The following is a 26,163-nucleotide window of genomic DNA, read 5'->3' on the forward strand; positions in this document are numbered from 1 at the left end:
CATGGCCAGCCCGCGCAAGACGCCCGCGCGCCGCAGCGGTGCAACAAGCCAACGCAAAGCCCCACGTGCCACCCGCAGCAGCTGGCGCCTACCCGGCTGGGTGTGGGGCCTGGCAGGAATGGCGGCAGGCTTTTTTCTTGCCCAGCACCAGCACGGCACAGCACCCTGGCAGGAGCAAGCAACCTCGCCCCCCCAAGCCACAGTATTGCCCAAGCCTGCCGCTTCGCAAGAGCGTGAAGCGGCGCGAGAAACCGAGGCCGCCGCCGAACCGGCCATGCCGACTTTCGAGTTCTATACCTTGCTGCCGGAGACCGAGGTGATCGCTCCAGGCGCCACCCTGCCGTCCACCGCCTCGCGCCCGCCCATACCGGCACAGGCCATAGAAGAGATACCGACTTCCGAGGCAGTGCAAAGCGACCCCATTGCCGAAGTGATTGCGGCCAATACACGCCCCGATGAGCAGGCGCCCAGCAAACCCACCGCAGCCGCCGAAGCACATCGTTATATGCTTCAGGCCGCCTCGTTTCGGGAAATCAGTGATGCCGAGCAACTGCGCCAACGGCTGCGCAACCTGAGCTTGCTGGCCCAGATCAGCGAGGTACAGGCCGGTGGCGATACCTGGCATCGCGTTCAGGTCGGGCCTTATGAGGACACCCGCGAACTTAATCGTGCTCAGGATTTGATGAGCACCCAAGGTATCGAGCCATTACTGATTCAGCTGCAGAACTGATCTTGCACAGGGCCTCTCGTACAGCGTCCTGAACAATCGTGCCATAAGTACTTGCCATAAGCGTAAGGCGGTTGTTTTTTCAGGATGCGCCCACATTGTGTTGTGCATAGCAAAACACCTATCGCCGTCGGCGATATCGCAAGTCATCGGGAGCACGCCTCCCCCAAGGAGTTTTCTCCATGACCACCATCGTATCCGTGCGTCGCGGCAACCAGGTCGCCCTGGCGGGTGACGGCCAGGTCTCACTGGGCAATACCGTGATGAAAGGCAATGCCAGCAAGGTACGCCGCCTGTATCGCGGCAAGGTGCTGGCAGGATTTGCCGGTGGCACCGCCGATGCATTCACCCTGTTCGAGCGTTTTGAAGCGCAATTGGAAAAATACCAGGGACACCTGACCAAGGCCGCTGTGGAATTGGCCAAGGATTGGCGTACCGATCGCGCCCTGCGCCGCCTGGAAGCACTGCTGGCGGTCGCCGATCATAGCGCCTCCTTGATCATTACCGGCAATGGCGACGTGGTCGAGCCCGAGCGCGGCATCCTCGCCATCGGCTCCGGGGGCAATTTCGCTCAGGCCTCGGCACGTGCGCTACTTGAAAATACCGAGCTCTCGGCGCGTGAAATCACCGAAAAATCCTTGGCCATCGCCGGTGACATCTGTGTGTTCACCAACCATCACGTGACACTCGAAGAGCTCTCCTATGAAGAGCAAGCTTCCGCAACGTCCACCGAACGCTAAGGCCGAGACCATGACCCAGATGACTCCCCGTGAAATCGTCCATGCCCTGGATCAATACATCATCGGCCAACAGGACGCCAAGCGCGCCGTGGCCATCGCCCTGCGCAACCGCTGGCGGCGCATGCAGCTCGACGACGACTTGCGCCCGGAAGTCACCCCCAAGAATATCCTGATGATCGGCCCCACCGGTGTGGGCAAGACCGAAATTGCCCGGCGCTTGGCCAAGCTGGCCCGCGCTCCCTTCATCAAGGTCGAAGCCACCAAGTTCACCGAAGTCGGCTATGTGGGCCGGGATGTGGAGTCGATCATTCGTGACCTGATCGAAGCGGCGTTCAAGATGGTGCGTGAACAGGCCAAAGAGGAAGTCGGCAATCGTGCCGCGGACGCTGCCGAAGACCGGATTCTGGATGCCCTATTGCCACCGCCGCGGGGCCAGGAAGACCAGCCGCGCCAAGACAGCGGTACCCGCCAGGCCTTCCGCAAAAAATTGCGTGAAGGCCAGCTGGATGACAAGGAAATCGATATCGAGATTTCCGCGCATGGCCCGAACGTTGACATCATGACCCCGCCGGGCATGGAAGAAATGACCAACCAGCTGCAAAGCCTATTTTCCAATATGGGCCAGCAGAAACGCGAAACACGTCGTGTCGCGGTCAAGGATGCCTTTGCCCTGCTGCGTGACGAAGAAGCCGCCAAACTGGTCAATGAAGAAGAAATCAAGGCACGCGCCGTGGAAGCGGTCGAGCAGCATGGCATCGTGTTTCTGGATGAAATTGACAAGGTGGCCAAGGGTAGCGGCCAGTCCAGCGGTGGCGAAGTGTCACGCGAAGGTGTTCAGCGCGACCTCTTGCCGCTGATCGAAGGTTCCTCGGTATCCACCAAGTACGGCATGGTCAAGACCGACCATATTCTGTTCATCGCCTCCGGTGCTTTCCACCTGTCACGGCCTTCGGACCTGATTCCCGAACTCCAGGGGCGCCTGCCGATTCGCGTGGAACTCGATGCGCTGACGCCAAATGACTTCAAGCGTATTCTGACCGAGCCTTCCGCGTCACTGACTCGCCAGTATCAGGCGCTGTTGGCCACCGAAGGGCTGGATATTTCCTTCACCGACGATGCCATCGAACGGATCGCGCAAATTTCCTGGCAGGTCAACGAAGGCACCGAAAATATAGGTGCACGGCGTCTGCATACGGTCATGGAGCGTCTGCTCGAAGAAGCCTCATTCAAGGGCGGCGACATGCAGAGCCCGCTGGTGATCGACGCGGATTATGTCAATGCTCAGCTTGGCGAACTGGCAATGGATGAAGACCTGGCACGTTATATTCTCTAGAAAGCCGGCTACCTGGGATTTGCTCGCCGGGTAGTCGTTTTTTAGACAGAGGTTACTCCGGTAACCGAGGAGGTCAGCATGAATGCTCCTGAACCCAAACAGGTTCACTACCACAAGAAAGCGCGTGAACTTGAGCTGAGTTACGCCGACGGCAGCCATTACCGCCTGCCGGTGGAGTACTTACGGGTCTATTCACCCTCCGCCGAGGTACGTGGCCACGGCGGGGAAACCGCCGTGCTGCAGGTAGGCAAGAAAGATGTGGGCCTAGCGAACATCACGCCTACCGGGCGCTATGCGCTCAAGCTGCACTTCGATGATGGCCACGACACCGGCCTGTACAGCTTCACTTATCTGTACGAATTGGCGACCCGCTTCGATACCTATTGGGCGGATTACCTGGCACGTCTGGAAGCTGCAGGCGCCTCGCGTGAACCCTTGGGTATCGAAATCCGCCAGCTGTGAGCGCTCTATGGGACGAGCCACCTGGCAAGCAAAGACAAGCCGGGTGGAGAAGGCTACAATGTCGCCTGGATCGAACCCATGGCCACGACGCCCAACTGCCACCGCCTCGAATTCGGGAGCCTTAGTGATATGAGCCCCACGCAAAAACGCACCACTCACTTCGGTTATCAGGAAGTCCCGGTCGACGAAAAAGCGTCACGCGTCGCCGATGTATTTCATTCGGTCGCCGCTCGCTATGACATCATGAACGACCTCATGTCCCTGGGCATTCATCGCCTGTGGAAACGCCTGACCATCGAACGGGCGGGCGTACGCCCCGGGCATCGGGTGCTGGATATCGCTGGCGGTACGGGTGACCTTACCCTGAAGTTCTCGCGTCTGGTCGGATCGCGTGGCCAGGTGGTCTTGGCCGACATCAACGCCTCCATGCTCAAGGTGGGCCGCGACAAGCTGCTGGACAACGGCGTGGGCGGCAATGTGGAATACGTTCAGGCCAATGCCGAATGCCTGCCGTTCCCCGACAACAGCTTCGATTGCATTACCATTGCCTTCGGCCTGCGCAACGTTACCGACAAGGATGCTGCCCTGCGCTCCATGACCCGGGTACTCAAGCCCGGCGGGCGTTTGCTGGTGCTGGAATTTTCCAAGCCCGACAACGCCTTGCTCAGCAAGGCCTACGATGAATATTCATTCCGCCTATTGCCGAAGGTAGGTGAGCTGGTCGCGGGTGACGGTGATAGTTACCGTTATCTGGCTGAATCCATCCGAGTGCATCCGGATCAGGAGACGCTCAAGGCCATGATGGAAAGTGCGGGGTTGGAGCGCGTGGAATACACCAACCTCACCGGCGGCATTGTCGCCCTGCATCGCGGCATCAAGCTATGAGGTTGGCATGCTGGTAACCCCCTCTTTATTGCTGGCGGGCCTTGAACGCACCCTGAATGCATTGCTGGCACGAGATCCCGCCGCGCCTTCGCGGCTGGATGCGCTGGCCGGCAATCGCCTGTTGGTACGCCTGGAGCAGCCCCGCCTGCATCTACTGATTCATTTTCATCATCATGGCATCGATCTTCTGCGTGGCGACGAGGTCGACGAGAAAGACGTCAATGCCGTAGTCGAGCTCTCCCCGGACACGCTTGCCGAATGGATCAGTGGAAAATCCGTCGAACGCTTGATGTTCGAAGGCAAGCTTTCAGTGCGTGGCCACACGCACCTCCTGGAAGCGGCCCGCGAACTCTTTCTGGATTTGGATATTGACTGGGAAAACGATCTGGCTCACTGGCTGGGCGATATGCCCGCGCATTCGCTGGCGGAAGGTTTACGCCGCATGGCGCGCTGGGGGCTGCGCGCCAAGGATGAGCTGTTTCAGGACGTCGCCGATTACGTTTTCGAGGAAGCTCGCCTGCTGCCAGGCCGCCATCAGCACGATATTGTTCGCGATCATCTGACGGAAATCGATATTGCCACCGACCGCCTGGAGGCTCGGCTGGCACGCTTGCATAAAAAGCTCACCCAGGAACCGCGCTCATGATTCTGCGCCTACTGCGCATTTCCTGGGTCATCAGCCGTCACCGGCTGGATACCCTGATTCCCATGGAACGCCTACCCTGGTGGCTGCGTACCTTATTGTGGTTTTCCCCGCTGCGCTTGATTCCAGTGGGCTCGCGTTCCCGCGGGGAGCGCTTGCGTCTGTCGCTGGAACTGCTGGGCCCGATCTTTATCAAGTTCGGGCAAATGCTTTCCACCCGGCGCGACCTTTTGCCGGAAGACATCGCCGATGAACTCAAGCGCCTGCAAGATCAGGTACCGCCGTTTCCCGGCCACTTGGCCGTGGAGCGTATCGAAAAAGAGCTGGAAACCTCGATTGCCCTGGCATTTGCCGAATTCGATACTACTCCTTTGGCATCGGCGTCGATCGCCCAGGTGCATGCCGCTCGGCTGCACAGCGGTGAAGACGTCGTGGTCAAGATCATTCGTCCGGGCATCACTCGCGTCATGCGTCAGGACATGGCGCTGATGTATCAGGTCGCCCGGGTACTGGCCATGATTCCGGAAGCCAGACGGCTGCGCCCGGTTGAAGTCATCCGCGACTATGAAGCCACGCTGTTCGATGAACTCGACCTGTACAAAGAAGCGGCCAATACCTCCCAGCTCAAGCGCAACTTCAAGGATTCTCCCCTGCTGTTCGTGCCCAGCATTCATTGGCAATTCACCCGCCGGGGCATGATGGTGCAGGAGCGTATTCGCGGTGTACCGGTGGCGAACACCGCCATGCTGATCGCTCAAGGCACCAACCTGAAGAAGCTTGCCGAGCGAGGGGTCGAAATTTTCTTCACCCAGGTGTTTCGCGACAACTTCTTTCACGCCGACATGCATCCGGGCAATATCTTCGTCAATTGCGACAACCCGGAAGACCCCCAGTACATCGCTATCGATTGCGGCATCGTGGGCAGCCTGACCCGCGAAGACCAGGACTACCTAGCACGTAACCTTCTGGCCTTCTTTCATCAGGATTATTACGAAGTCGCCGCCCTGCACATCGAATCCGGCTGGGTGGGCGAAAACACTCGTGCCAATGAGTTCGCCGCCGCGATACGCACTGTATGTGAGCCAATCCTGGAAAAGCCGCTCAAGGACATCTCCTTCGCCCAAGTGCTGCTGGGGCTGTTTCAGACCGCACGGCGCTTCAATATGGAAGTCCAGCCGCAGCTGGTACTGCTACAAAAGACGCTGCTCAATATCGAGGGGCTGGGTCGTCAACTCTACCCCGACCTGGACCTATGGAGCACCGCCAAGCCTTACCTGGAACAATGGATGAAAGAGCGCGCCGGCATCGGAGGGCTATGGAAATCTCTCAAGCGCCAAGCGCCGGAACTCTCTCATCAACTCCCGGAGCTACCGGCACTTGCCCATCAGGCACTCAGCCGCATGGAGCACGAACATCGTCAGCGCCTGCAACAGGCCGGGGCCATCGAGGGCATTCGCTACCAGCTGCAGCGCAAGGACAAGCGTCAGCACCGATTACGCCTGGGGTTGATCCTGGTGGCACTGGCCTTGGTCTGGCAACCGCTGAGTGCCTGGTCCTCGACCCAGGATTGGCCGGTACTGGCGGCGGCGGCCATCGGTCTGGCGCTCGTCGTATGGCAATGACTCCCTTTTTACTTTGACCGGATGCTTAGCATGCAAGACACTTATTCTTCACAACCAACCTCTGCCGACCAGAGCATTCTCGATGCATTGGCCGAGGTATTACGCCAAAGGCGGCACGCAGCACCGGAAGATTCTTATGTCGCCGCCTTGCATCACAAGGGTTTGAACAAGATACTCGAAAAAGTCGGCGAAGAAGCGACCGAAACACTGTTGGCGGCCAAGGATGCCGAACACGGCACTGAGGCACAGCGTCACGCCCTTGTCGCCGAAACCGCTGACCTGTGGTTTCATAGCCTGGTCATGCTTTCGCACTTGGGCATGGATCATCAGCCGGTACTCGACGAACTGGCTCGTCGCTTTGGAATCTCGGGTCATGCGGAAAAGTCCGCCAGATCCCAATAACGCACCGCTATCAACCGCAGCACCGTAAAAGAGGAATTGCATATGTTAGGTGGTATCAGTATTTGGCAGCTGCTGATTGTTCTGGGCATCATCATCCTGATTTTCGGCACCAAGAAACTGCGCAACGTAGGGACTGACCTCGGTGGAGCCATGAAAGGCTTCAAGAAAGCCATGCATGAAGACGAAACGGAAGATGCCGACGCCAAGGCCAAGAAGACCGACGAGCCCCGTGCCAAGGTCGCCCATGAAGACAACGGCAACACTTACGATGTGAAAGCCGAAGAAAAGCAGCCCGAACGTTCCGACGAGCGCAAGTAATCTATGCTGGATATCGGTTTTCTTGAGCTATTGCTCATCGGTGTGGTGAGCTTATTGGTGCTGGGTCCCGAGAGGCTTCCGCGCGCCGCGCGTACGGTGGGCCTGTGGATTGGCAAGGTCAAGCGAACGGTGTCCGGCATGCAGCGTGAAATCAACGCCCAGCTGGAAACCGAAGAGTTGCGCCAGAAGCTCAACGAGCAACAACAAAAACTCGACGATAGCCTCAAGAAGGCCAAGCAAGACGTCGAAAGCCTGGCGGACACTCCCCCTTCTCGTTCGGATGCTACGAAAAACCCGAACGAGACGTCGGAGAATGAACCGCCCCCCGAGGATCCTGTGGCGCGTGCTACATCACGGCTCGACGATGCCCTGGCTACCGTGCGTGAAGACCTACCCACCGCATCATCCGATGACACCTCGGCCGCCAAGAAGGATACCGATTCCCGATGAGCACGTCCGGCGACTCGCAGAAAGAGCAAGTCCAGGCCCCTTTGATTGAACATTTGATCGAACTACGCTCGCGCCTGATGCGTGCGGTGGTAGTGATCCTGGTCATTTTTCTAGGGCTATATTCGTTTGCCAACGACATCTATTCCTTTGTCGCCCAGCCATTGATGGCGCTGTTGCCGCCAGGCTCGCAGATGATTGCCACCGAAGTGGCATCACCCTTCCTTGCACCATTCAAACTGACTCTGGTGGTGGCGGTATTCGCCGCCATTCCCTATGTGTTGCATCAGGCCTGGGCATTTGTCGCACCCGGGCTTTACGACAATGAAAAGGCCATGGCAGTGCCAATCCTGGCCTCCAGCATAGCGCTTTTCTATACCGGGGCGGCATTCGCCTATTACGTGGTATTTCCGCTGCTGTTTCAGTTTTTCACCCAGACCGGGCCGGAAAACGTGGCGGTAATGACCGATATAAATCAGTACCTTAACTTCGTCCTCAAGTTGTTTTTCGCCTTTGGTGTGGCGTTTGAAATCCCCATTGCTACCTTTCTGCTGATCGCCTCCGGGGCCACCACGGTGGAAAGCCTGTCGAAAAAACGCCCTTACATCGTCCTGGGGTGTTTCGTCGTCGGAATGCTGCTGACGCCGCCGGATATTATTTCCCAGAGCTTGCTGGCAGTACCCATGTACCTGCTTTATGAAGTCGGGCTGTTATTCGGCCGCCTGGTACGCAAGCGTCGGGCGGAAAAAGATGCCGCCGAGGAACAGGATAAAAATGTCTGACATCTCAGCCAGATAACGTAATTCCTGTACCGTAAAACCGCAACGGCCCCTCTATTGATCAAATAGAGAGGCCATTTTAGATAGAGGGGCCGTTGTGCGTCAGGCTATCAGGTCAGCATTTCGTCGATACGATCCACTAGCTTGAAGATCCCGGTAGCCGCTTCACTGATTCTGGTCGCCAACATGTAGGCCGGTGTGGTCACCACCTGGTGTTCTCGATCCACGACGATGCCTTCTACTCCGCAACTACGGTGCAACCCCCCCATGGCACTGATGGCACCGGAAACGCCCGGGTCGTTGCCCACGGTCACCGCAATGCCCTCGCCTAGCAAACGCGGCACCAACACCGGCGAGATACACATCAGGCCAATCGGCTTGGCATCTTCACGAAAGCCCGCCAAAGCGTCCTTGAGTGCCTCAAGCACCTGCATGTTGTCGCCTGCCCGAGCAAAGTCGGAGAGATTCTTGGCCACCCCGAAACCGCCGGGGACGATCACCGCGTCGTAATCACCGGCCTGGAGCTCTCCCAGCTCGCTGATCTCACCACGGGCCAGGCGTGCGGCCTCTTTCAGTACATTGCGGCTTTCGCCGTCTTCCAGCGCCTGGGTAAGATGATTCACCACCTGATATTGCTCGATATCCGGGGCGAAGCAACGATAACCGATCCCCAACTGGTCCAGACGCAGCAGCGTCAAGGTGGTTTCATAAATTTCCGAGCCGTCGAACACGCCACAGCCTGCCAGGATCACTGCCACCTGTTTGGTCATTTTTATTTCCTCGTTTGGGTGTCGCCGCCATGGGCAATGCTGAATAAATCGATCGTCCACTTTAGTGAGTCTCTTCTCCGGCCACAAGGCGGCTTTCGCCGGATAGCACGGCTGATATACTCAAGGGATTGTTGTCGCCTGTACCGTCGGCGATGAGCTTTCCGTTACTGTCTGGAGAAACGCCTTGAACACGCCCAGTCCTCGCCATTTTCCTGCGCTACGCATGCGCCGTATGCGCCGCGATGATTTTTCTCGTCGCCTGATGCAAGAAGCCTCCCTGACCCCCAGCGACCTGATCCTGCCGGTTTTCGTGCTGGAAGGCGAAAACCAGCGCGAAGCGGTCGCCTCGATGCCCGGCGTGGAGCGTTTGTCGCTGGACCTTTTGATCGAGCAGGCACGCGAAGCCTACCAACTGGGTATTCCCGCCCTGGCATTGTTTCCGGTGGTGACCGCCGAACATAAAAGCGATCTGGCGGAAGAAGCCTATAACGCCAATGGGCTGGTGCAGCGCAGTGTACGGGCATTGAAAACCGCCTTACCGGAACTGGGGATTATTACCGATGTGGCGCTTGACCCCTACACCAGTCATGGCCAGGACGGCATTATCGATGAGCAGGGCTATGTCCAGAATGACCGCACCGTCGACACCTTGCTCAAGCAGGCGTTGTCCCACGCCGAGGCCGGCGCCGACGTGGTGGCGCCTTCGGATATGATGGACGGACGCATTGGCGCCATCCGTCAGGTACTCGAACAGGAACACCTGCACAATGTGCGCATCATGGCCTACAGCGCCAAGTATGCTTCGCATTACTACGGGCCTTTCCGAGATGCGGTGGGCTCGGCAGCCAATCTGGGCAAGGCCGACAAGCGCACCTACCAGATGGACCCGGCCAACAGCGATGAAGCCCTGCATGAAGTCGCCCTGGACCTGGCCGAAGGCGCTGACATGGTGATGGTCAAGCCCGGCATGCCTTATCTGGATGTGGTTCGCCGGGTAAAGGACGAACTCAGAGTCCCCACTTTCGCTTATCAGGTCAGCGGCGAGTACGCCATGCACCGCGCGGCGTTCGACAACGGCTGGCTGGAAGCCGAGCCGGTGATCATGGAATCGTTGATGTGCTTCAAGCGTGCCGGTGCCGACGGTATCTTGACCTATTTCGCCCTGGAGGCAGCCCGCTACATGCAATCTCAAGGGTAGGCCCAGGCTAGACGTTCGCGCCAGATAGCAAGCGCTGCGATAACGAGCGCTGTCATCTGGCTGTCATCCTCGTCGATTAACCTCGACGCATATTCACCAATATTCGCCCCCAAAGCTGCCTGGGCGTGACCGGGAGCGCGTACATGCAAGACTCAGCCATTGATGGTTCCCAGAACGAGAGCAGCGACACCGCAAGCGAGGCGGCACCCTTGCGCCTCAACCGTACCCCTACCGGCGTGCAGACGCGTCACCCCGTGCCGGAAACCGACCTCGACGATCCGTTGCTGTATTTCAATCGTGAGCTCTCCCACCTGCAATTCAACATCCGAGTGCTCGAACAGGCCCTCGATGAGTCGCATCCATTGCTCAATCGCTTGATGTTCCTGCTGATCTTCTCCTCCAACATGGACGAGTTCTTTGAAATCAGGGTGGCTGGGCTCAAGCATCAAATCGCTTTAGGCGATGACACCACCGGCGCGGATGGCCGGCTACCCAAGGCAGTACTCGCGGAAATCTCGCAAACTGCCCATCGGCAGATTATTCGTCAATACCAGATACTCAACGACACCTTGCTACCCCAGCTGGAAGCCCAGGGACTGCGCTTTCGACGGCGTGATCACTGGACAAGCGAGCAAAAGGCCTGGGTGCGCGAGTTCTTCGATAACGAAATCATGCCGGTGATCAGCCCTATCGGGCTGGACCCTTCGCATCCGTTTCCTCGCCTGGTCAACAAGAGCCTGAATTTCATCGTCAGGCTGGAAGGCAAGGATGCCTTCGGACGCGCCGGTGGGATGGCAATCCTTCCCGCACCGCGTTCATTGCCTCGCTTGATGGCCCTGCCCAAGGCCCTTTGCGAGGAAGGCTTCTCCGAATACGTCTTCTTGTCTTCGATGATCCACGCCCATGCTGACGAGCTGTTTCCCGGCATGAACGTGCGCGGTTGCTATCAGTTCCGTCTGACGCGCAATGCCGACATGAGTGTCGACCCCGAAGAAGTCTCCGATCTGGCCTCGGCGCTACGCGGTGAATTGCTCGCGCGTCGCTATGGCAATGGGGTACGCCTGGAAGTGGCGGAAAACTGCCCGGCCGACTTGATCGATTTTCTGCTGACGCAATTCGAACTGGGGCCGGACGATCTGTACCTCGTCGAAGGCCCGGTCAACCTGACCCGCATGATGGCGGTACTGGGAGACGTCGACAGGCCGGACCTGGTCTATCGCCCCTTCACTCCCAGTATTCCCAATTCGCTCAAGAGCGGCAGCTTGTTCCAGGCCATCGCCAAGCACGATATCCTGCTGCACCATCCTTTTCAGTCGTTCACGCCGATCGAAGACCTGCTGCGCGAGGCGGCACGTGACCCGAATGTGCTCGCCATCAAGCAGACGCTATACCGTACCGGCGCCGAATCGCCGATTGTCAGCGCCTTGGTGGACGCCGCAAGCCAAGGCAAGGAAGTCACGGTGGTGATCGAGCTTCGCGCACGTTTCGATGAAGCCGACAACCTGGTACTCGCCTCTCGCCTCCAGGAAGCTGGCGCCATCGTGATTTACGGCATCATGGCCTACAAGACCCATGCCAAGATGCTGCATATCGTGCGACGTGAAAAAGGCAAGCTGCGCCACTATGCCCATCTGGGCACCGGCAACTACCACTCCAAGACCGCCAAGCTGTATACCGATTACAGTCTGCTCACCGCCAATCCCAAGCTGTGTAGCGATGTTCACAAGGTCTTTCAGCAGCTCTCCGGTATGGGCAAGGCAAGGCGTATCGATACCCTGCTGCATGCACCTTTCACTCTGCATGAGCGATTGGTGGAAATGATCGAGCGCGAAGCACAGCACGCCCAGCAAGGTAAGCGCGCTCACATCATCATCAAGTGCAATTCCCTGACCGAGCCCAAACTGATCCGAGCGCTTTACCGGGCGTCTCAGGCGGGGGTCGAGTGCGACCTGATCATTCGCGGCATGTGCTGCCTACGCCCTGGGGTGCCGGGTATCTCGGACAACATACGGGTACGCTCGATTATCGGGCGCTTTCTGGAGCACACCCGCGTGTTTCATTTTCATAACGATGGCGAGCCGGAAATCTGGTGCTCGAGCGCCGACCTGATGGCGCGTAACATGTTTCACCGGGTGGAAACCTGCTTTCCCCTGCTGGAAAAGAAAATCGCCACCCGGGTGCGCAAGGACCTGGAAACCTACCTGGTGGACAACTGCCAGAGCTGGCGGCTGCAATCCGACGGGCAATATGAGCTTCAGTGCCCGAACGGCAGCGCTCCCATCAGTGCTCAGGAAACGCTGCTTTACGCTTATGCCTCGAAAATTTGACCTATCCTCAGCCCTTGGCACTGCTGGTCAAGAGCTGATAGTCAGGGACTGAGAGTCAGGTGCGCTGCCGGTCAGGCGTAACGTTTACGCAGAACTTTCGCGGCCTCCACCATATTGGCCAGGGCCGGTTCGACTTCTTCCCAGTGACGGGTTTTCAACCCGCAATCAGGATTGACCCACAGCCGCTCGGCAGGAATCTTCTCCAGCGCTTTTTCCATCAACTGTACCATCCAGGCTACCTCGGGAATATTGGGGGTGTGGATATCGTAGACACCGGGGCCAATCTCGTTGGGATAGGCGAAGTCCTGAAAGGCCGCCAGTAGCTCCATGTCCGAACGCGAGGTTTCGATGGTGATTACATCGGCGTCCAGTGCGGCAATCGCCCCGATAATGTCGTTGAATTCCGAATAACACATATGCGTATGGATCTGGGTCTCGTCGCGCACCCCGGAGGCGCTCAACTTGAAGCATTCCACCGCCCAATTCAGGTAAGCCTGCCATTGCCCTTGGCGCAGCGGCAGCCCTTCGCGCAATGCCGGTTCGTCAATCTGAATGATGCTGATGCCCGCTCGTTCAAGGTCCACCACCTCATCGCGTAGCGCCAACGCAATCTGACGGCAGGTGGTCTCGCGGGGCTGGTCGTCGCGCACGAAGGACCAGTGCAGAATCGTCACCGGCCCGGTAAGCATGCCTTTCATGGGCTTGTCGGTCAGTGTCTGGGCGTATTCACTCCAGCGCACCGTCATGGGTGCCGGACGGCTGACATCCCCATAAATTACCGGCGGCTTGACGCAGCGTGAACCGTAGCTCTGTACCCAGCCGAACCGGGTAAAGGCGAATCCCTCGAGCTGTTCACCGAAATACTCGACCATATCGTTGCGCTCGGCTTCGCCATGTACCGGTATATCCAGCCCCAAGGCTTCCTGGCGCGTGACGCTATAGGCGATTTCCTCACGCATGCGCGTTTCGTAAGCTTCACGCCCCAGGGTCTTTGCCTTGAACGCCCGGCGCGCCGCACGGATATCCTGGGTTTGCGGAAAAGAGCCGATCGTGGTGGTGGGAAACAGCGGTAGATCAAGTTTGCGCCGCTGGGCCAGGGCGCGTTGGGCATAGGCGCTGCTACGCGCGCTATCGGCAAGCTGTATGGCCGCCAGGCGGGCTCTTACCGTCTTGCGGCAGGTCCGCTCGGAGCCGCGTCGTTCATCCAGGGCGCGGGTGGCTGCGTCCAGGCGTGTTTCATCCTCGGCGGTAGCCCGGTTGTCCAGCAAACGAGAAAGGCTGACCACTTCATCGAGTTTCTGCCGGGCAAACGCCAGCCAGTTTTTCAGCTGATTATCCAGGTCGCTTTCAAGCGCAAGGTCCACCGGCACATGCAACAACGAACAGCTCGGGGCCAGCCATAGGCGATTGCCCAGGCGTACCTTTACCGGCATGAAGCGCTCCCGCAAGGCCGCCAGGTCCGCTCGCCAGATATTACGTCCATCCACCACCCCCACCGAGAGCACTTGATGCGGCCCGAGACGATCGATCACATGGGTCAGTTCATCCGCTCCACGCACCGCATCGACATGCAACCCGGCCACCGGCAGGCGCGTCGCAAGCGACAGATTATCGCCCAAGCCGCCAAAATAAATGGCCACCATCAGTTTGAGCGGTGCCGCCTGGAGGCGGTGATAGGTACGTTCATAAGCTTGCTGCCAGGCCAGAGGGAGATCCTGCACCAAGGCGGGTTCATCGAGCTGCACCCATTCCACCCCCTGTACCGCCAAGCGATTGAGCACCTCGCCGTAAACCTCGACCACTTCTTCCAACAGCGACAAACGGTCGAACGCCTGGCCTTTTTCCTTGCCCAGCCACAACCAGGTCAGTGGCCCGGTCAAGGTCACCTTCACCGAATGTCCGGCCTGGTGCGCCTCGTCCACTTCATCGAACAAGCGAGTGGACGCCAACTGAAAGCGCTGGTGTTCATGCAGCTCAGGGACCAGGTAGTGATAGTTGGTATCGAAATACTTGGTCATTTCGCAAGCCGCCGCCGGGATACCGCTGGGTGCCCGACCGCGAGCCATGCGAAAGGTGGTATCCAGGCTAACGTCACCAGCGGCCAGTTCCTGCTGAGCGGCAAAGCGCTCCGGCACTGCCCCCAGCAAGGCGGAAACATTCAGCACCTGATCGTAGAAAGCGAAATCACCTACGCTGACCCAATCCAGCCCGGCCTGGCGTTGCGCCGCCCAGTGGCGGGCACGCAAGTCACGTCCGACATTTTCCAGGGCCTCGCGATCCTGATCGCCTTTCCAATAGGCTTCCGTGGCTTTTTTCAATTCGCGCTGCGCGCCAATGCGTGGATAGCCCAGAATATGAGAAACTGTCATGATGAAACCTTTCAACGTGAATAATTTCGCACAGTCTGCAAGCCACGCAATTGTGAATCAAACTAAACTTATTAATGATAACCATGAATGAAATTCACTTATGATCGAGTTACGTCACCTGAGAACCCTGGCCGCCCTGCGCGAAACCGGCTCCCTGGTGGAAGCCGCCGACCGCGTGCATCTCACCCAATCCGCGCTTTCGCATCAACTCAAGGACCTGGAAGCCCGTCTGGAAAGCACACTCTTCGTGCGCAAGACGCGGCCGGTGGAATTTACCCGTGCTGGGCTGCGCTTGCTCGCCCTGGGCGATCAGGTATTACCCCAGGTACGCATGGCCGAACGCGACCTGGCACGCCTGGCGGGCACCGAGCAGGGGCGGTTGCATATGGCCATCGAGTGCCACAGCTGTTTTCAATGGCTGATGCCCACCGTGGATCATTTTCGTAACCATTGGCCGGAAGTGGAAATCGATATTCCCAGTGGCCATCATTTCGACCCGCTGCCGGCTCTTGCCCGGGAACAACTCGACCTGGTGATCACCGCCGACCCCCAGCCGATTGCAGGTGTGCACTATGAGCCCTTGTTTCGCTATGAGGGCTTACTGGCAGTGGCTCGTCAGCATGCGCTTGCGGCAAAGCCATTCGTGACCGCCCAAGACCTGCGAGAGGAAACCTTGATCACTTATCCGGTGGAGCACTCACGGCTGGATGTGTTTACGCAGTTTCTCGATCCCGCCGGCGTACGTCCCAAAGAGATACGTACCGCTGAGTTGACCATCATGATGATGCAACTGGTGGCCAGTGGACGGGGAGTCTGCGCCTTGCCCAGCTGGGCATTGACCGAGTATCTGGAGCGCAATTACGTGAGTGCGGTGGGCCTGGGGCGCGAGGGCGTATGGGGAACCCTTTACGCGGCATTGCGCGAAGAAAATCGAAAAGCACCCTGGATGGAGGATTTTCTGCGTACCGCCCGGGAAACCTCGTTTGCAGTACTCGAAGGTATCAAACCGGCCTGAGCCATATCATTCACGGCGGGGAAGCAACAGCGTAAAGCGGGCACCTTGCAACTCAGGGCTTTGATCCACGGTCACGCTGCCCCCGTGCCAAGCCATGATCTTTTCCACGATCGAGAGCCCCAAGCCGTATCCCCCAGAGCTGCGCGCTCGGCTGTCATCAAGCCGGGCAAAAGGCTTGAATATCTCGGCACGCGCCTCCTCCGGTACACCGGGGCCGTCATCTTCGACATCGATACGCACCAGATGAGGCTCGTCGTATAACCGGATAACCACTCGCGACTGGGCATAGCGGCAGGCATTGCTGACCAAGTTCTGCAAGGCGCGCTGCAAGTAACGTGGTTCCACACTCAATTCGACATCGTCATCGTGCACCAGCTGTAGCGACAAGTTCTCATGCAAGGGTGAAAGCGTCTCGATGACTCGCTCTGCCATCGCCCCGCAGTCTATCAGTGCGGTTTGCATTTCCGCGCCGTTGATCGACTCGCTGCCCAGGCGGGCATAGGTGAGAATCTCGTCGACCAGATCGTCAAGTTCGGAAATGTCACCATCAATGCCTTGCAGTTGGCGCCGAATCGCCGGCTCCTCGGTCATGTCTTCGACCATCTGGACGGCAAAACGGATACGTGCCACCGGGGTGCGCAATTCATGCGAGACAGCGCGAATCATTTCCTGCTGACCACGCAACAAGGACTGTACCTGATTGGCCATGCCATTGAACGCCATCCCCAGACGGCCCAGAAAATCGCCGCTTTCCACCTTCACCCGGGTTTCCAGGCGCCCGCTGGCGATGCGCGTGGCGGCCAGTTCCAACCGCGACATACGGGTTTCGATACTGCGCATGATCAGATAGATGATCAGTGCCAGCACCACCATCAAGCCGAGCAACAATGCCAAATGCAGCTTCAGCGGCAGCGACTCCAGGCGGATGACCGGCCCGGCCTGTAACCACTGCGCCTCTCCCGGCAGGCGATACAGCAACTTGGCGTCCAGCGTATACGACAGTAATTGCATGACCACCTGGCCTTGCTCCAGTTGCGCCTGCTGAGCTGAAGTTATTTCTTCGGGCGGTGTCAGCAGCAAACTCAGCGGCCATGCGCCCTGCTCCAGGATATCCAAGCGCTCGACCCGTTGTGATCGGCTGACGCTAGCCAGCCAGTTACCCAGCAAGCGCATCATGCCCTGCCACTGGCGTTCGCTCCAGCCGGGCAACTCGGCCTGAAGTACCCAAGGCATGTCAGGCAACTGCTGTTGTAGTTCCCAGGCGTCGCCCGAACCATTGTTGACCAATACCTGCCCGCGTGCGAGACGGGCGCGGGCGAAATACTGACCACCGAGTTCTTCGATCGGAAGCAATGACAGGTCCATGTCCAGTTGCTGGGCATAGTCAGCCAATACTTCTTCCCAGGATGCCTCGGGCTCATTGGCGAGCGCTTGTGTCAACAGCGACATGGGCAATGCCACCAGTTGTTCCCGGTGGTCTTCGTTACGTACTTGTTCGATCAGCATTCGCCCTGACAATGCCAGGAGAAACAGCATCAACAGCGCCAACCCGAGCAATACATAAAAACGCAGGAAAGTGCCATGGGACAACAAGCGCCGCATCAATTAGCCATCCTTGACGAACAGGTATCCTTTACTGCGCACGGTCTTGATCCGGTGCGGCTGGTTTGGGTCGTCACCGATCTTGGGGCGAATGCGCGAAACCCTCACATCGATCGAACGGTCCTGACCGTCGTATTTGATACCACGCAACTCGCTGAAAATTTCCTCACGAGTCAAAACACGCCCGGCATTGCGCGCCAATAGCCACAGCAGGTCGAATTCAGCGCTGGTCAAATCAATTCGCTCACCCTGAAGCCAAGCTTCGCGAGTGGCGTTGTCGATTTCCAGATTCTCGAATTTCAACCGCATTTCGCCGCCCGGGGCCGGCGCATCGGCTCGTCGCAGCAGTGCCCGCATACGGGCCAGCAACACGCGTGGCTGTACCGGCTTGGACACATAATCATCCGCGCCCATTTCCAGCCCCAGCACTTGATCGAGATCATCGGTGCGAGCGGTCAGCATCATGATCGGTCCGGCGTAATTGGGACGCACCCGACGGCAGACGGAAAGGCCGTCTTCTCCCGGCAACATCAAGTCCAAAATCACCAGATCCGGCTGCAAGGTCAGTATGCGATCCACTCCCTTGCTGCCATCGGCTTCCAAGGTGACCTGAAAGCCATTGGCTTGGAGATAATCACGGGTCAACTCGGCCAGACGCTGGTCGTCTTCAATGATCAGGATGTGGTCCTGATCAGGATAGTCAGGCACTGCAGACTCTTGTGATCCCAGTGCCTGAAATTGTTGTTCCAAGTGATCCACCATCCGCTTTTTTCACTCCATGGGGCTAATTTGTTATCTCACATGCACATTGTGCATGCCAGGGTAGTAACTTGTTACAAGGATACCTTAAAACAACCACTACGCCTTGCCTTAGGCTGCATTTTCACACTTCCTGGGGGTGGCCTTGGCACTGCCGATCAAAAACTTGAACACTGAGACCAAACACACTATCTTGTGTTTTTTTAATAAAAACACACCACATAGTGTGCCTTAGCAGAAGCATCTCCTTCTATCAAGCAGCTTTTTTAGCCGTCCGGCAAAACCTGGCCTCATGGAATTTCCCATCATGTCCGATGATTTGTATCCTTCTACCACCACCGGCGTTGGCGTCACCGCGCCGCAAACCCTAAGTGTCATCAAGCGCGAAGGCGATGTCGCCCCCTTCAATGTCAACAAGATTTCCGTTGCCATGTACAAGGCATTCATTGCCGTGGAAGGTGACGACGCTGCTGCTTCCTCCCGGGTACGAGCGTTTGTCCCACAGGCAGCGCAAACCATTCAGCAGGCCTTTCTACGTCGCATGCCCGATGGCGGCACCGTGCATATCGAGGATATCCAAGATCAGGTCGAACTCACCCTGATGCGCGCCGGCGAGCAGAAAGTCGCCCGCGCCTATGTACTTTACCGTGAAGAACATGCCCGGGCGCGCGCCACCAACGAAGCGGCAATCGCCAAGCCGCATCCCGATTTGAATGTGACGCTACGCGACGGCAGTACCCGCCCGCTGGATCTGGGCCGTATCGAAACACTGGTAACCGATGTCTGTACCGACCTGGCCAATGTTGACGCCGGTGCCATTGTCCAGGCCGCGTTGAAAAACCTCTATGACGGCGTCACCGTCGATGGAGTTTCCCAGGCGCTGACGATGACCGCTCGCACCCTGGTCGAGAAAGAGCCCAACTACAGCTACGTCACCGCCCGCCTGCTCCAGGACAATCTGCGCCGTGAAGCCCTGTCTTTTCTGGGCGTCGCCGACGAAGCCACTTACTCGGAAATGGCAGAGCTCTACTCCCCGGCGTTTCAAGCATATGTGAACAAGGGCATTGAATTCGAGCAGCTTGACCCTCGTCTGGCCGAATTCGATCTCGACCGCCTGGGCGCGGCACTGGATCACCGCCGTGACCTCGCCTTTACTTACCTGAGTCTGCAGACACTTTACGACCGTTACTTCCTTCACCATGACGAGAGTCGTTACGAGCTTCCCCAAGTACTTTTCATGCGTGTGGCCATGGGACTGGCACTGAATGAAGATGATCGCGAAGCGCGGGCCATTGAGTTCTACGAGCTGCTTTCCAGCTTCGATTACATGGCCTCCACGCCGACCTTGTTCAACGCCGGCACCGTACGCAGCCAGCTTTCCAGCTGTTACCTGACCACCGTGCCGGACGATCTAAACGGGATCTATAGCGCCATCCGCGACAACGCCATGCTCTCCAAGTGGGCGGGGGGGCTCGGCAACGACTGGACGCCGGTACGCGCCCTGGGCGCCTGGATCAAGGGCACCAACGGCAAGTCCCAGGGCGTGGTGCCGTTTCTCAAGGTGGTCAACGATACGGCGGTGGCAGTGAATCAGGGTGGCAAGCGCAAAGGCGCGGTGTGCGCCTACCTGGAGACCTGGCACCTGGACATCGAGGAATTTCTCGAGTTACGCAAGAACACCGGCGACGACCGTCGCCGCACCCATGACATGAACACCGCCAACTGGGTGCCCGACCTGTTCATGAAGCGTGTGTTCGACGATGGCGACTGGACGTTGTTTTCGCCCTCCACCTGCCCGGACCTGCACGAGCTTTACGGCGCCGCTTTCGAGAAGCGCTACGAAGACTACGAAGCGATGACCCATGACGGCCAGCTCAGGTTATTCAAGCGGGTCAAGGCCAAGGATCTGTGGCGCAAGATGCTCTCGATGCTATTCGAGACCGGCCACCCCTGGATCACTTTCAAGGATCCCTGCAACCTGAGAAGCCCGCAGCAACACGCCGGTGTGGTTCACTCCTCGAACCTTTGCACCGAGATCACGCTCAACACCAGCATCGATGAGATTGCGGTATGCAACCTGGGCTCGATCAACCTGGCCCGGCATATCCTGGAAGGCAGGCTGGATAGCGCCAAGCTCAGCAAGACCGTACGTACCGCCGTGCGCATGCTGGATAACGTCATCGACATCAATTACTACGCCGTGGATCAGGCGCGTAATGCCAATTTCAAGCATCGTCCGGTGGGTCTCGGCATCATGGGCTTCCAGGATGCGCTCTACGCCCAGGACATTGCCTACGCCAGTCAACAGGCGGTGGAATTCGCCGACCGTTCCATGGAATTGGTCAGCTATCACGCCATCGAAGCCTCCTCGGATCTTGCTGCCGAACGCGGAAAATACTCAAGCTTCGAGGGCTCGCTGTGGAGCCAGGGCGTACTGCCCATCGATTCCATCGAAAAACTCAAGCTCGAACGCGGCGAAAGCTATATCGAGGTCGACACCAGCACCACTCAGGATTGGCAGCGCCTGCGTGAGAAGGTCACCCATCAGGGCATGCGCAACTCCAATGTGATGGCGATCGCCCCCACCGCGACGATCTCCAATATCTGCGGCGTGACGCAGTCCATCGAACCGACCTATCAGAACCTGTTCGTCAAATCCAACCTGTCCGGCGAGTTCACCGTGGTCAACGCCTCTATGGTGGATGATCTCAAGGCTCGCGGCCTGTGGGACGAAGTGATGATCAACGACCTCAAGTACTACGATGGCAGCGTTCAACCCATCGAGCGCGTGCCGGACGACCTCAAGGCCAAGTACGCCACGGCCTTCGAGATCGAGCCCAAATGGTTGGTGGAAGCCGCCTCGCGGCGCCAGAAATGGATCGACCAGGCCCAATCACTGAATCTCTATATCAAGGGCGTTTCGGGCAAGAAACTCGATGTCACCTATCGCATGGCGTGGTTTCGCGGCCTCAAGACCACCTACTACCTGCGTGCCCTTGGCGCCACCTCGGTGGAAAAATCCACCGTCGAACGCGGCACCCTGAACGCCGTGAGTAACGGCTCCGCGCCAACCGCCGCACCCGAAGCCTCTAGCATTCAAGAACCGCAGGGTGTCGACGACTTCCTGAACGGCAAGGGTGGCCAGCGCCCGCCTTCGGCAAGCGATATCGATGAGCTGGGCTGCGAAGCCTGCCAATAACGCCCCTATACAAGAGATTTACATGACAGGAGAGCCACATGCTGAACTGGGATGAATTCCATGAGGACGACCAGGCCGTCGCCGAAACAAGGTCAAAACCCAAGCCGGCTCCCGCCGCACCGACACCGTCTTTTGAAGCCGATGCCGGTGAGCTGAAAAGCGATTACCGCCCGGTGGAGAACGACCGCCTGCAGCGTGCTCGCCAGTCGCTGGAACAATTGGATGTCGCCGCCGGGCTGGAAGAGCTGGAAATGGGTGCCGCGCGTATCGAAGTCGATGACAAGCAGATGATCAACGCCCGCGTCGACCTGAACCAACTGGTACCGTTCAAGTACGAGTGGGCCTGGCAGAAATACCTGGATGGCAGCGCCAACCACTGGATGCCCCAGGAAGTGAACATGAACGCGGACATCGCCCTGTGGAAGAGCCAGAACGGACTGACCGCCGACGAGCGTCGTATCGTCGAGCGTTCGCTGGGCTACTTTTCCACCGCCGATTCGCTGGTGGCCAACAACCTGGTGCTCGCGCTGTATCGCCTGATCACCAACCCGGAATGCCGCCAGTATTTGCTGCGCCAGGCCTTCGAGGAAGCCATTCACACCCATGCTTACCAGTATTGCGTGGAGTCGCTGGGCATGGATGAAGGCGCGGTGTTCAACATGTACCGCGAAGTGCCCTCGGTGGCCGCCAAATCCGCCTGGAGCCTCAAGCACACCCAATCGCTTTCACGCCCGGACTTTCAAACCGGCACCCCGGAAACCGACCAGGAACTGCTGCGCAACCTCGTGGCCTTTTACTGCGTCACCGAAGGCATCTTCTTCTACTGCGGCTTCAGCCAGATTCTCTCCATGGGGCGGCGCAACAAGATGACCGGCGTGGCCGAGCAGTTCCAGTACATCCTGCGTGACGAATCCATGCATCTGAATTTCGGCGTCGACATGATCAACCAGATCAAGATCGAGAACCCACACCTCTGGACATCGGAATTCCAGGATGAAGTCACCCAGATGATTCTCGAAGGCACCGAACTCGAGATCGCCTACGCCCGCGATACCATGCCGCGCGGCGTACTGGGAATGAACGCGGCGATAATGGAGGAATACCTGCATTTCATCTGCAACCGCCGCCTGGCGCAAATCGGCCTGCAGGAGCAATTCCCCGGCGCCAAGAATCCTTTCCCCTGGATGAGCGAGATTATCGACCTGCGCAAGGAAAAGAACTTCTTCGAGACCCGCGTCACCGAATATCAGGTGGGTGGCGCGCTGAGCTGGGATTGAACGACACCGTAAAACGCATCGCAAAAGAAAGCGCCCTCGGCCCAGCGTGGTTGTAGTGATGGGTGGTAACGGTCGAAACCTTGCTGTAACTGCTCAACCGTATCGAACCGGTCCAGATGGAAGTACCCGGCCTTCAGTTTGGTGTCACCGCTTTGCTTTGGATTACCCGTTCAAATGCCGCCAGGGTTTCTTCGCTGACATGATGTTCAAGGCCCTCGGCGTCGCGCTGGGCGACCTCTTCACTGATGCCGAGGGCACGTAGGAAGCTCACAACAATCGCGTGTCGGTGTTTTGAATGCTCTGCGATTTCACGTCCTTTCTCCGTTAAGAAAACCGCCCGGTAAGGCTCGCTGAAAACCAGCTCCTCCCTCTGAAGCCGGGCCAGGGTCTTTACCGCCGTGGGATGAGCGACCCCGAGACGTCGCGCAATATCTACTGCCCGTGCCTCTCCCGTCGTACTGATCAGATCGGCAATAAGCTCAACGTAGTCTTCAGCCACCTCGCTCTGATGGGCTTCTCGTACCCGTTTAAAATTAGCTGCCTGCTGATCCGCATCCAGCAGTGCAGAATGGTGGCTTAATTCCAGCTTCATCACTGTCATTCCTATCTCGTTATAAGCATAACCAGCACAGAGGTGCTGCGGATCATACGATCAGCTTGACAATGCTTGTCATGTCCACATACTTAACATACCCTTGGCTATAAATTTTAGCAGGATGTTCATTTTGGCTCGTTACCGAAATTGATACAAAGCTTACCTTCTTACAGCGGGGCAGGATAATGCAATCTTGGTTTAGTTACCGCCTGACACGACGGTTTTTGTTGGGAGCCGGCGCGCTGATCGGCGGATCGGCGGCAGCTCGATTAGCATTGGGACAAGCGCCGCAGCCTTCACAGCAGGGTGGTTCTCAGCCCGATTCTCCAAAACCGATGGATGAGCACGACACCCACAATGGCATGACTACCGTAGGTGAGGTAGACCATGCTCGTAATGGCTTCGACCCTCATGAAATCCTGACCGATTGGGATAGAGGAACCGTGTCTCGCTTACCAGACGGTCGTATTCTAAGAGAATTCGACATAGTCGCCAGTGACAAGGAGATCGAGATTGCACCCGGCATTTTTTTCCCGGCCTGGACCTATAATGGCCGGGTACCTGGCCCCTCGCTGCGGATGACCGAGGGTGATCATGTACGGATCCGCTTTCGCAACCTCGGCTCGCACGCTCACTCCATGCATTTTCATGGTATCCATTCCGCCCGGATGGACGGTGTACCGGGGGCCGGTAACGTGCTGCCTAACGAGGAGTTCGTCTATGAGTTCGATGCCTTTCCCTTCGGCTGCCATTTGTACCATTGTCACTCGGTCCCGCTGAAGCGGCATATACACAAAGGGCTTTACGGTGCCTTCATCATCGACCCTGACCCGAACCGTCATCCGGAGCAGGTCGATGCCGCGCGCGCGCGCCTCCTTGACTCTCCAGAGAACGCAGAGTGGCAAGAGTTTGTTCTGGTGATGAATGGTTTCGATACGAATTTCGATGAAGAAAACGAGGTCTACGCAGTCAACTCGATCGCTCACGCCTATTCTAAACGGCCCATCGTCGTTGACCGACACCGCCCAATACGGCTTTACCTGATCAACGCCACAGAATTCGATCCCATCAATTCGCTACATCTGCATGCCAATTTTTTCGATTACTATGATCACGGCACCACACTCACCCCAACGCTGCGGATGGTCGACACGGTCATGCAATGCCAAGGGCAGCGCGGCATTCTCGAGATGTCATTCAAGGACCATGAGCCCGGTTTGTACATGTTCCATGCCCATCAGTCGGAATTCGCCGAGCTGGGCTGGATGAGCATGTTCGAGGTGCGCGATGCCACGCCGCAGCCAGCTGCCCTGGGAGAGTAAATCTATGAACCGCCGCATTCTCTGGATTATCCTGCCAGTATTTTTGATCCTGGCCCTCGTGGTTACTTTCTTGGCGAGCGATCCCTTGCGCCCCCTGACCTTTGGCGTTCCGCCTACGGAGGAGCTGACGGTTGAACGCACCTTGCTTGACGACAACGGCATCGCGCTTCGGGTGCGTGCTGGAGGGTCAGAGCCGATGAACATCGCTCAGGTACAGGTCGATGGGGCCTATTGGATCTTCGCTCAGGAACCACAGGGCAGCCTAGGACGCATGGAAACAGCCTGGCTGCGCATCCCGTATCACTGGGTGCCGGGAGAGGCTCATCACTTGACTCTCTTAACCTCGAGCGGTGCGACCTTTGAACACACCATCGACGTGGCGTTGGCCACGCCCACCGTAACCGCGACTATGCTGAGCACCTTCGGCATCGTTGGTTTATTCGTTGGGCTCGTTCCAGTAGCGCTCGGCATGCTGTTCTATCCGGCTCTACGCTCGGGCGGCACTCGGACGTTTCAGTTCGCTCTGGCGCTAACGATTGGTCTGCTCGCCTATTTGCTAATCGATACGCTTGAGGAGGGGCTAGAGTTGGCCGGAGAAGCCGCGCCCGGGCTCCAAGGTGGGATCTTGGTTTGGCTGATTGCCACTCTTACCTTTGTAGCGTTGATGGCAATTAGTCGGCGCAGAGGGCGTGCGCTCACCGGTGTAGGTCTAGCCACCGCCATCGCGTTGGGTATCGGCTTGCATAATCTAGGTGAAGGGTTGACGATCGGCTCTGCGTTCGCGACAGGCTCGGTGGCGCTCGGCTCCTACCTAGTGCTCGGCTTCAGTCTGCATAATCTAACCGAAGGCATCGGTATCGTGGCTCCCATGGTAAAACAGCGGCCAAACCTGTGGCTGTTCGCTGCGCTGGCGGCCCTCGCCGGGCTGCCCGCCGTCGCCGGGATATGGATCGGCAGCTATGCCTTCTCACCCCATTGGGCAGCGATCGCGTTCGCCATTGGGGCCGGTGCTATCCTCCAGGTTATCATCGAAGTCGGTGCAATGCTGGTTAACCATGCGCGCAGCGAAGGACAATCATGGCTTTCTGGTCCCGCCCTCTCTGGCATCGGCGTGGGGGCAGCGGCGATGTATGCTACCGCGCTGCTCGTCCAGGCCTGATGACGGCCAAGGAAGACGCCAAGCTTGGCCGTATCGGGATATTCTTCAGCAAGCTTGTCCGTGGCGAATCGCCAAAATGCCTACCTCGCGTTTGAGCGTTTCTGTAGTGAAATGCACCGTCTGCTCGATGGCTACGGAACAGAACACGCGATTAATTATAAATAATTGCTTAACGTCAGGCTACCTTCCTGATAACGGGGCCCTACATATTAT

23 protein-coding genes are annotated in these 26,163 nt (G+C 58.0%); 18 read left to right on the forward strand and 5 right to left on the reverse strand.

The features are described 5' to 3' along the window. The first annotated feature begins 1 nt into the window (after position 1). The 11 genes from LG290_RS14050 to tatC all read left to right on the forward strand — a co-directional run bounded on the left by LG290_RS14050 (position 2) and on the right by tatC (position 8,361). A complete protein-coding gene (locus LG290_RS14050) occupies positions 2-730 on the forward strand; it encodes an SPOR domain-containing protein (RefSeq protein ID WP_160419073.1) in 729 nt (242 codons plus the stop codon). A 179-nt stretch (positions 731-909) separates the two neighbouring features. Beyond that, on the forward strand, positions 910-1,467 hold the full coding sequence (hslV, locus tag LG290_RS14055; RefSeq protein WP_499835328.1) for an ATP-dependent protease subunit HslV: 558 nt from the start codon (positions 910-912) through the stop codon (positions 1,465-1,467). Positions 1,468-1,477: 10 nt separating this feature from the next. After that, positions 1,478-2,800, forward strand: coding sequence for an ATP-dependent protease ATPase subunit HslU (gene hslU, locus LG290_RS14060; protein WP_160419190.1), 1,323 nt, complete (start codon positions 1,478-1,480; stop codon positions 2,798-2,800). A 78-nt stretch (positions 2,801-2,878) separates the two neighbouring features. Continuing rightward, the gene (locus tag LG290_RS14065; RefSeq protein WP_160419071.1) at positions 2,879-3,262 is read left to right on the forward strand and encodes a gamma-butyrobetaine hydroxylase family protein; all 384 of its coding nucleotides are present in this window, start codon (positions 2,879-2,881) and stop codon (positions 3,260-3,262) included. 129 nt (positions 3,263-3,391) lie between these two features. Then, on the forward strand, positions 3,392-4,147 hold the full coding sequence (gene ubiE / locus LG290_RS14070; RefSeq protein WP_499835329.1) for a bifunctional demethylmenaquinone methyltransferase/2-methoxy-6-polyprenyl-1,4-benzoquinol methylase UbiE: 756 nt from the start codon (positions 3,392-3,394) through the stop codon (positions 4,145-4,147). A gap of 7 nt (positions 4,148-4,154) precedes the next feature. Further along, entirely contained in the window at positions 4,155-4,793 is a 639-nt protein-coding gene (locus LG290_RS14075; protein WP_499835330.1) for a ubiquinone biosynthesis accessory factor UbiJ, read from the forward strand. Further along, positions 4,790-6,412: a ubiquinone biosynthesis regulatory protein kinase UbiB gene (gene ubiB / locus LG290_RS14080; protein ID WP_499835331.1), complete on the forward strand. Its 1,623-nt coding sequence runs from the start codon at positions 4,790-4,792 to the stop codon at positions 6,410-6,412. Before LG290_RS14075 ends, ubiB begins: the two co-directional genes overlap by 4 nt. A gap of 30 nt (positions 6,413-6,442) precedes the next feature. Continuing rightward, positions 6,443-6,814 carry a phosphoribosyl-ATP diphosphatase gene (locus LG290_RS14085; RefSeq protein ID WP_499835332.1) on the forward strand — a complete coding sequence of 124 codons (372 nt, stop codon included), beginning with the start codon at positions 6,443-6,445 and terminating at the stop codon, positions 6,812-6,814. A gap of 42 nt (positions 6,815-6,856) precedes the next feature. After that, the gene (gene tatA / locus LG290_RS14090) at positions 6,857-7,132 is read left to right on the forward strand and encodes a Sec-independent protein translocase subunit TatA (protein ID WP_114486073.1); all 276 of its coding nucleotides are present in this window, start codon (positions 6,857-6,859) and stop codon (positions 7,130-7,132) included. Between the two features lie 3 nt (positions 7,133-7,135). Further along, entirely contained in the window at positions 7,136-7,582 is a 447-nt protein-coding gene (gene tatB / locus LG290_RS14095; RefSeq protein ID WP_499835333.1) for a Sec-independent protein translocase protein TatB, read from the forward strand. After that, positions 7,579-8,361, forward strand: coding sequence for a twin-arginine translocase subunit TatC (tatC, locus tag LG290_RS14100; protein WP_499835334.1), 783 nt, complete (start codon positions 7,579-7,581; stop codon positions 8,359-8,361). The genes tatB and tatC overlap by 4 nt, the downstream gene beginning before the upstream one ends. A gap of 107 nt (positions 8,362-8,468) precedes the next feature. Here the strand turns inward: tatC and elbB are convergent, their stop codons facing one another. Further along, entirely contained in the window at positions 8,469-9,128 is a 660-nt protein-coding gene (gene elbB / locus LG290_RS14105) for an isoprenoid biosynthesis glyoxalase ElbB (protein ID WP_499835335.1), read from the reverse strand. A 184-nt stretch (positions 9,129-9,312) separates the two neighbouring features. Here elbB and hemB point away from each other — a divergent pair, with 184 nt between their 5' ends. Both hemB and ppk1 read left to right on the forward strand, forming a co-directional pair. Continuing rightward, a complete protein-coding gene (hemB, locus tag LG290_RS14110) occupies positions 9,313-10,326 on the forward strand; it encodes a porphobilinogen synthase (protein WP_499835336.1) in 1,014 nt (337 codons plus the stop codon). Positions 10,327-10,469: 143 nt separating this feature from the next. Continuing rightward, positions 10,470-12,653 carry a polyphosphate kinase 1 gene (ppk1, locus tag LG290_RS14115; protein ID WP_499835337.1) on the forward strand — a complete coding sequence of 728 codons (2,184 nt, stop codon included), beginning with the start codon at positions 10,470-10,472 and terminating at the stop codon, positions 12,651-12,653. Between the two features lie 71 nt (positions 12,654-12,724). Here ppk1 and metE read toward each other — a convergent pair whose 3' ends face one another. Next, positions 12,725-15,022: a 5-methyltetrahydropteroyltriglutamate--homocysteine S-methyltransferase gene (metE, locus tag LG290_RS14120; protein ID WP_499835338.1), complete on the reverse strand. Its 2,298-nt coding sequence runs from the start codon at positions 15,020-15,022 to the stop codon at positions 12,725-12,727. Between the two features lie 100 nt (positions 15,023-15,122). Here metE and LG290_RS14125 point away from each other — a divergent pair, with 100 nt between their 5' ends. Then, positions 15,123-16,037 (forward strand): LysR family transcriptional regulator, encoded by a 915-nt coding sequence (locus LG290_RS14125; protein ID WP_499835339.1) that lies wholly within the window; start codon positions 15,123-15,125, stop codon positions 16,035-16,037. A gap of 6 nt (positions 16,038-16,043) precedes the next feature. Here LG290_RS14125 and LG290_RS14130 read toward each other — a convergent pair whose 3' ends face one another. Together LG290_RS14130 and LG290_RS14135 are read right to left on the reverse strand one after the other, a co-directional pair. Then, positions 16,044-17,639 (reverse strand): ATP-binding protein, encoded by a 1,596-nt coding sequence (locus LG290_RS14130; RefSeq protein WP_499835340.1) that lies wholly within the window; start codon positions 17,637-17,639, stop codon positions 16,044-16,046. Between the two features lie 3 nt (positions 17,640-17,642). Then, on the reverse strand, positions 17,643-18,401 hold the full coding sequence (locus LG290_RS14135) for a winged helix-turn-helix domain-containing protein (RefSeq protein ID WP_160419057.1): 759 nt from the start codon (positions 18,399-18,401) through the stop codon (positions 17,643-17,645). Between the two features lie 304 nt (positions 18,402-18,705). Between LG290_RS14135 and LG290_RS14140 the strand changes: the two genes are divergently transcribed. Beyond that, a complete protein-coding gene (locus LG290_RS14140; RefSeq protein WP_499835341.1) occupies positions 18,706-21,597 on the forward strand; it encodes a ribonucleoside-diphosphate reductase subunit alpha in 2,892 nt (963 codons plus the stop codon). A 38-nt stretch (positions 21,598-21,635) separates the two neighbouring features. Next, the gene (locus LG290_RS14145; RefSeq protein WP_499835342.1) at positions 21,636-22,874 is read left to right on the forward strand and encodes a ribonucleotide-diphosphate reductase subunit beta; all 1,239 of its coding nucleotides are present in this window, start codon (positions 21,636-21,638) and stop codon (positions 22,872-22,874) included. Positions 22,875-23,007: 133 nt separating this feature from the next. Here LG290_RS14145 and mntR read toward each other — a convergent pair whose 3' ends face one another. Then, complete coding sequence (mntR, locus tag LG290_RS14150; RefSeq protein ID WP_499835343.1) at positions 23,008-23,475, reverse strand: manganese-binding transcriptional regulator MntR; 468 nt, start codon at positions 23,473-23,475, stop codon at positions 23,008-23,010. 179 nt (positions 23,476-23,654) lie between these two features. On the opposite strand from mntR, the gene LG290_RS14155 reads away from it, so the two are divergent. Together LG290_RS14155 and LG290_RS14160 are read left to right on the forward strand one after the other, a co-directional pair. Further along, positions 23,655-24,791, forward strand: coding sequence for a multicopper oxidase domain-containing protein (locus tag LG290_RS14155; protein WP_499835344.1), 1,137 nt, complete (start codon positions 23,655-23,657; stop codon positions 24,789-24,791). An 85-nt stretch (positions 24,792-24,876) separates the two neighbouring features. Then, the gene (locus LG290_RS14160; RefSeq protein ID WP_499835345.1) at positions 24,877-25,950 is read left to right on the forward strand and encodes a ZIP family metal transporter; all 1,074 of its coding nucleotides are present in this window, start codon (positions 24,877-24,879) and stop codon (positions 25,948-25,950) included. The last annotated feature ends 213 nt before the right edge of the window (positions 25,951-26,163 follow it).

It is taken from the genome of Halomonas sediminis (assembly GCF_044871105.1).
In the GTDB taxonomy this organism is placed as follows: domain Bacteria; phylum Pseudomonadota; class Gammaproteobacteria; order Pseudomonadales; family Halomonadaceae; genus Vreelandella; species Vreelandella zhuhanensis.

Bases quoted from the DNA above. Each gene is read 5' to 3' on its own strand.
- LG290_RS14050 (WP_160419073.1), top strand. From the start codon at position 2: ATGGCCAGCCCGCGCAAGACGCCCGCGCGCCGCAGCGGTGCAACAAGC.
- hslV (WP_499835328.1), top strand. From the start codon at position 910: ATGACCACCATCGTATCCGTGCGTCGCGGCAACCAGGTCGCCCTGGCG.
- hslU (WP_160419190.1), top strand. From the start codon at position 1,478: ATGACCCAGATGACTCCCCGTGAAATCGTCCATGCCCTGGATCAATAC.
- LG290_RS14065 (WP_160419071.1), top strand. From the start codon at position 2,879: ATGAATGCTCCTGAACCCAAACAGGTTCACTACCACAAGAAAGCGCGT.
- ubiE (WP_499835329.1), top strand. From the start codon at position 3,392: ATGAGCCCCACGCAAAAACGCACCACTCACTTCGGTTATCAGGAAGTC.
- LG290_RS14075 (WP_499835330.1), top strand. From the start codon at position 4,155: ATGCTGGTAACCCCCTCTTTATTGCTGGCGGGCCTTGAACGCACCCTG.
- ubiB (WP_499835331.1), top strand. From the start codon at position 4,790: ATGATTCTGCGCCTACTGCGCATTTCCTGGGTCATCAGCCGTCACCGG.
- LG290_RS14085 (WP_499835332.1), top strand. From the start codon at position 6,443: ATGCAAGACACTTATTCTTCACAACCAACCTCTGCCGACCAGAGCATT.
- tatA (WP_114486073.1), top strand. From the start codon at position 6,857: ATGTTAGGTGGTATCAGTATTTGGCAGCTGCTGATTGTTCTGGGCATC.
- tatB (WP_499835333.1), top strand. From the start codon at position 7,136: ATGCTGGATATCGGTTTTCTTGAGCTATTGCTCATCGGTGTGGTGAGC.
- tatC (WP_499835334.1), top strand. From the start codon at position 7,579: ATGAGCACGTCCGGCGACTCGCAGAAAGAGCAAGTCCAGGCCCCTTTG.
- elbB (WP_499835335.1), bottom strand. From the start codon at position 9,128: ATGACCAAACAGGTGGCAGTGATCCTGGCAGGCTGTGGCGTGTTCGAC.
- ppk1 (WP_499835337.1), top strand. From the start codon at position 10,470: ATGCAAGACTCAGCCATTGATGGTTCCCAGAACGAGAGCAGCGACACC.
- metE (WP_499835338.1), bottom strand. From the start codon at position 15,022: ATGACAGTTTCTCATATTCTGGGCTATCCACGCATTGGCGCGCAGCGC.
- LG290_RS14125 (WP_499835339.1), top strand. From the start codon at position 15,123: ATGATCGAGTTACGTCACCTGAGAACCCTGGCCGCCCTGCGCGAAACC.
- LG290_RS14130 (WP_499835340.1), bottom strand. From the start codon at position 17,639: ATGCGGCGCTTGTTGTCCCATGGCACTTTCCTGCGTTTTTATGTATTG.
- LG290_RS14135 (WP_160419057.1), bottom strand. From the start codon at position 18,401: ATGGTGGATCACTTGGAACAACAATTTCAGGCACTGGGATCACAAGAG.
- LG290_RS14140 (WP_499835341.1), top strand. From the start codon at position 18,706: ATGTCCGATGATTTGTATCCTTCTACCACCACCGGCGTTGGCGTCACC.
- LG290_RS14145 (WP_499835342.1), top strand. From the start codon at position 21,636: ATGCTGAACTGGGATGAATTCCATGAGGACGACCAGGCCGTCGCCGAA.
- mntR (WP_499835343.1), bottom strand. From the start codon at position 23,475: ATGACAGTGATGAAGCTGGAATTAAGCCACCATTCTGCACTGCTGGAT.
- LG290_RS14155 (WP_499835344.1), top strand. From the start codon at position 23,655: ATGCAATCTTGGTTTAGTTACCGCCTGACACGACGGTTTTTGTTGGGA.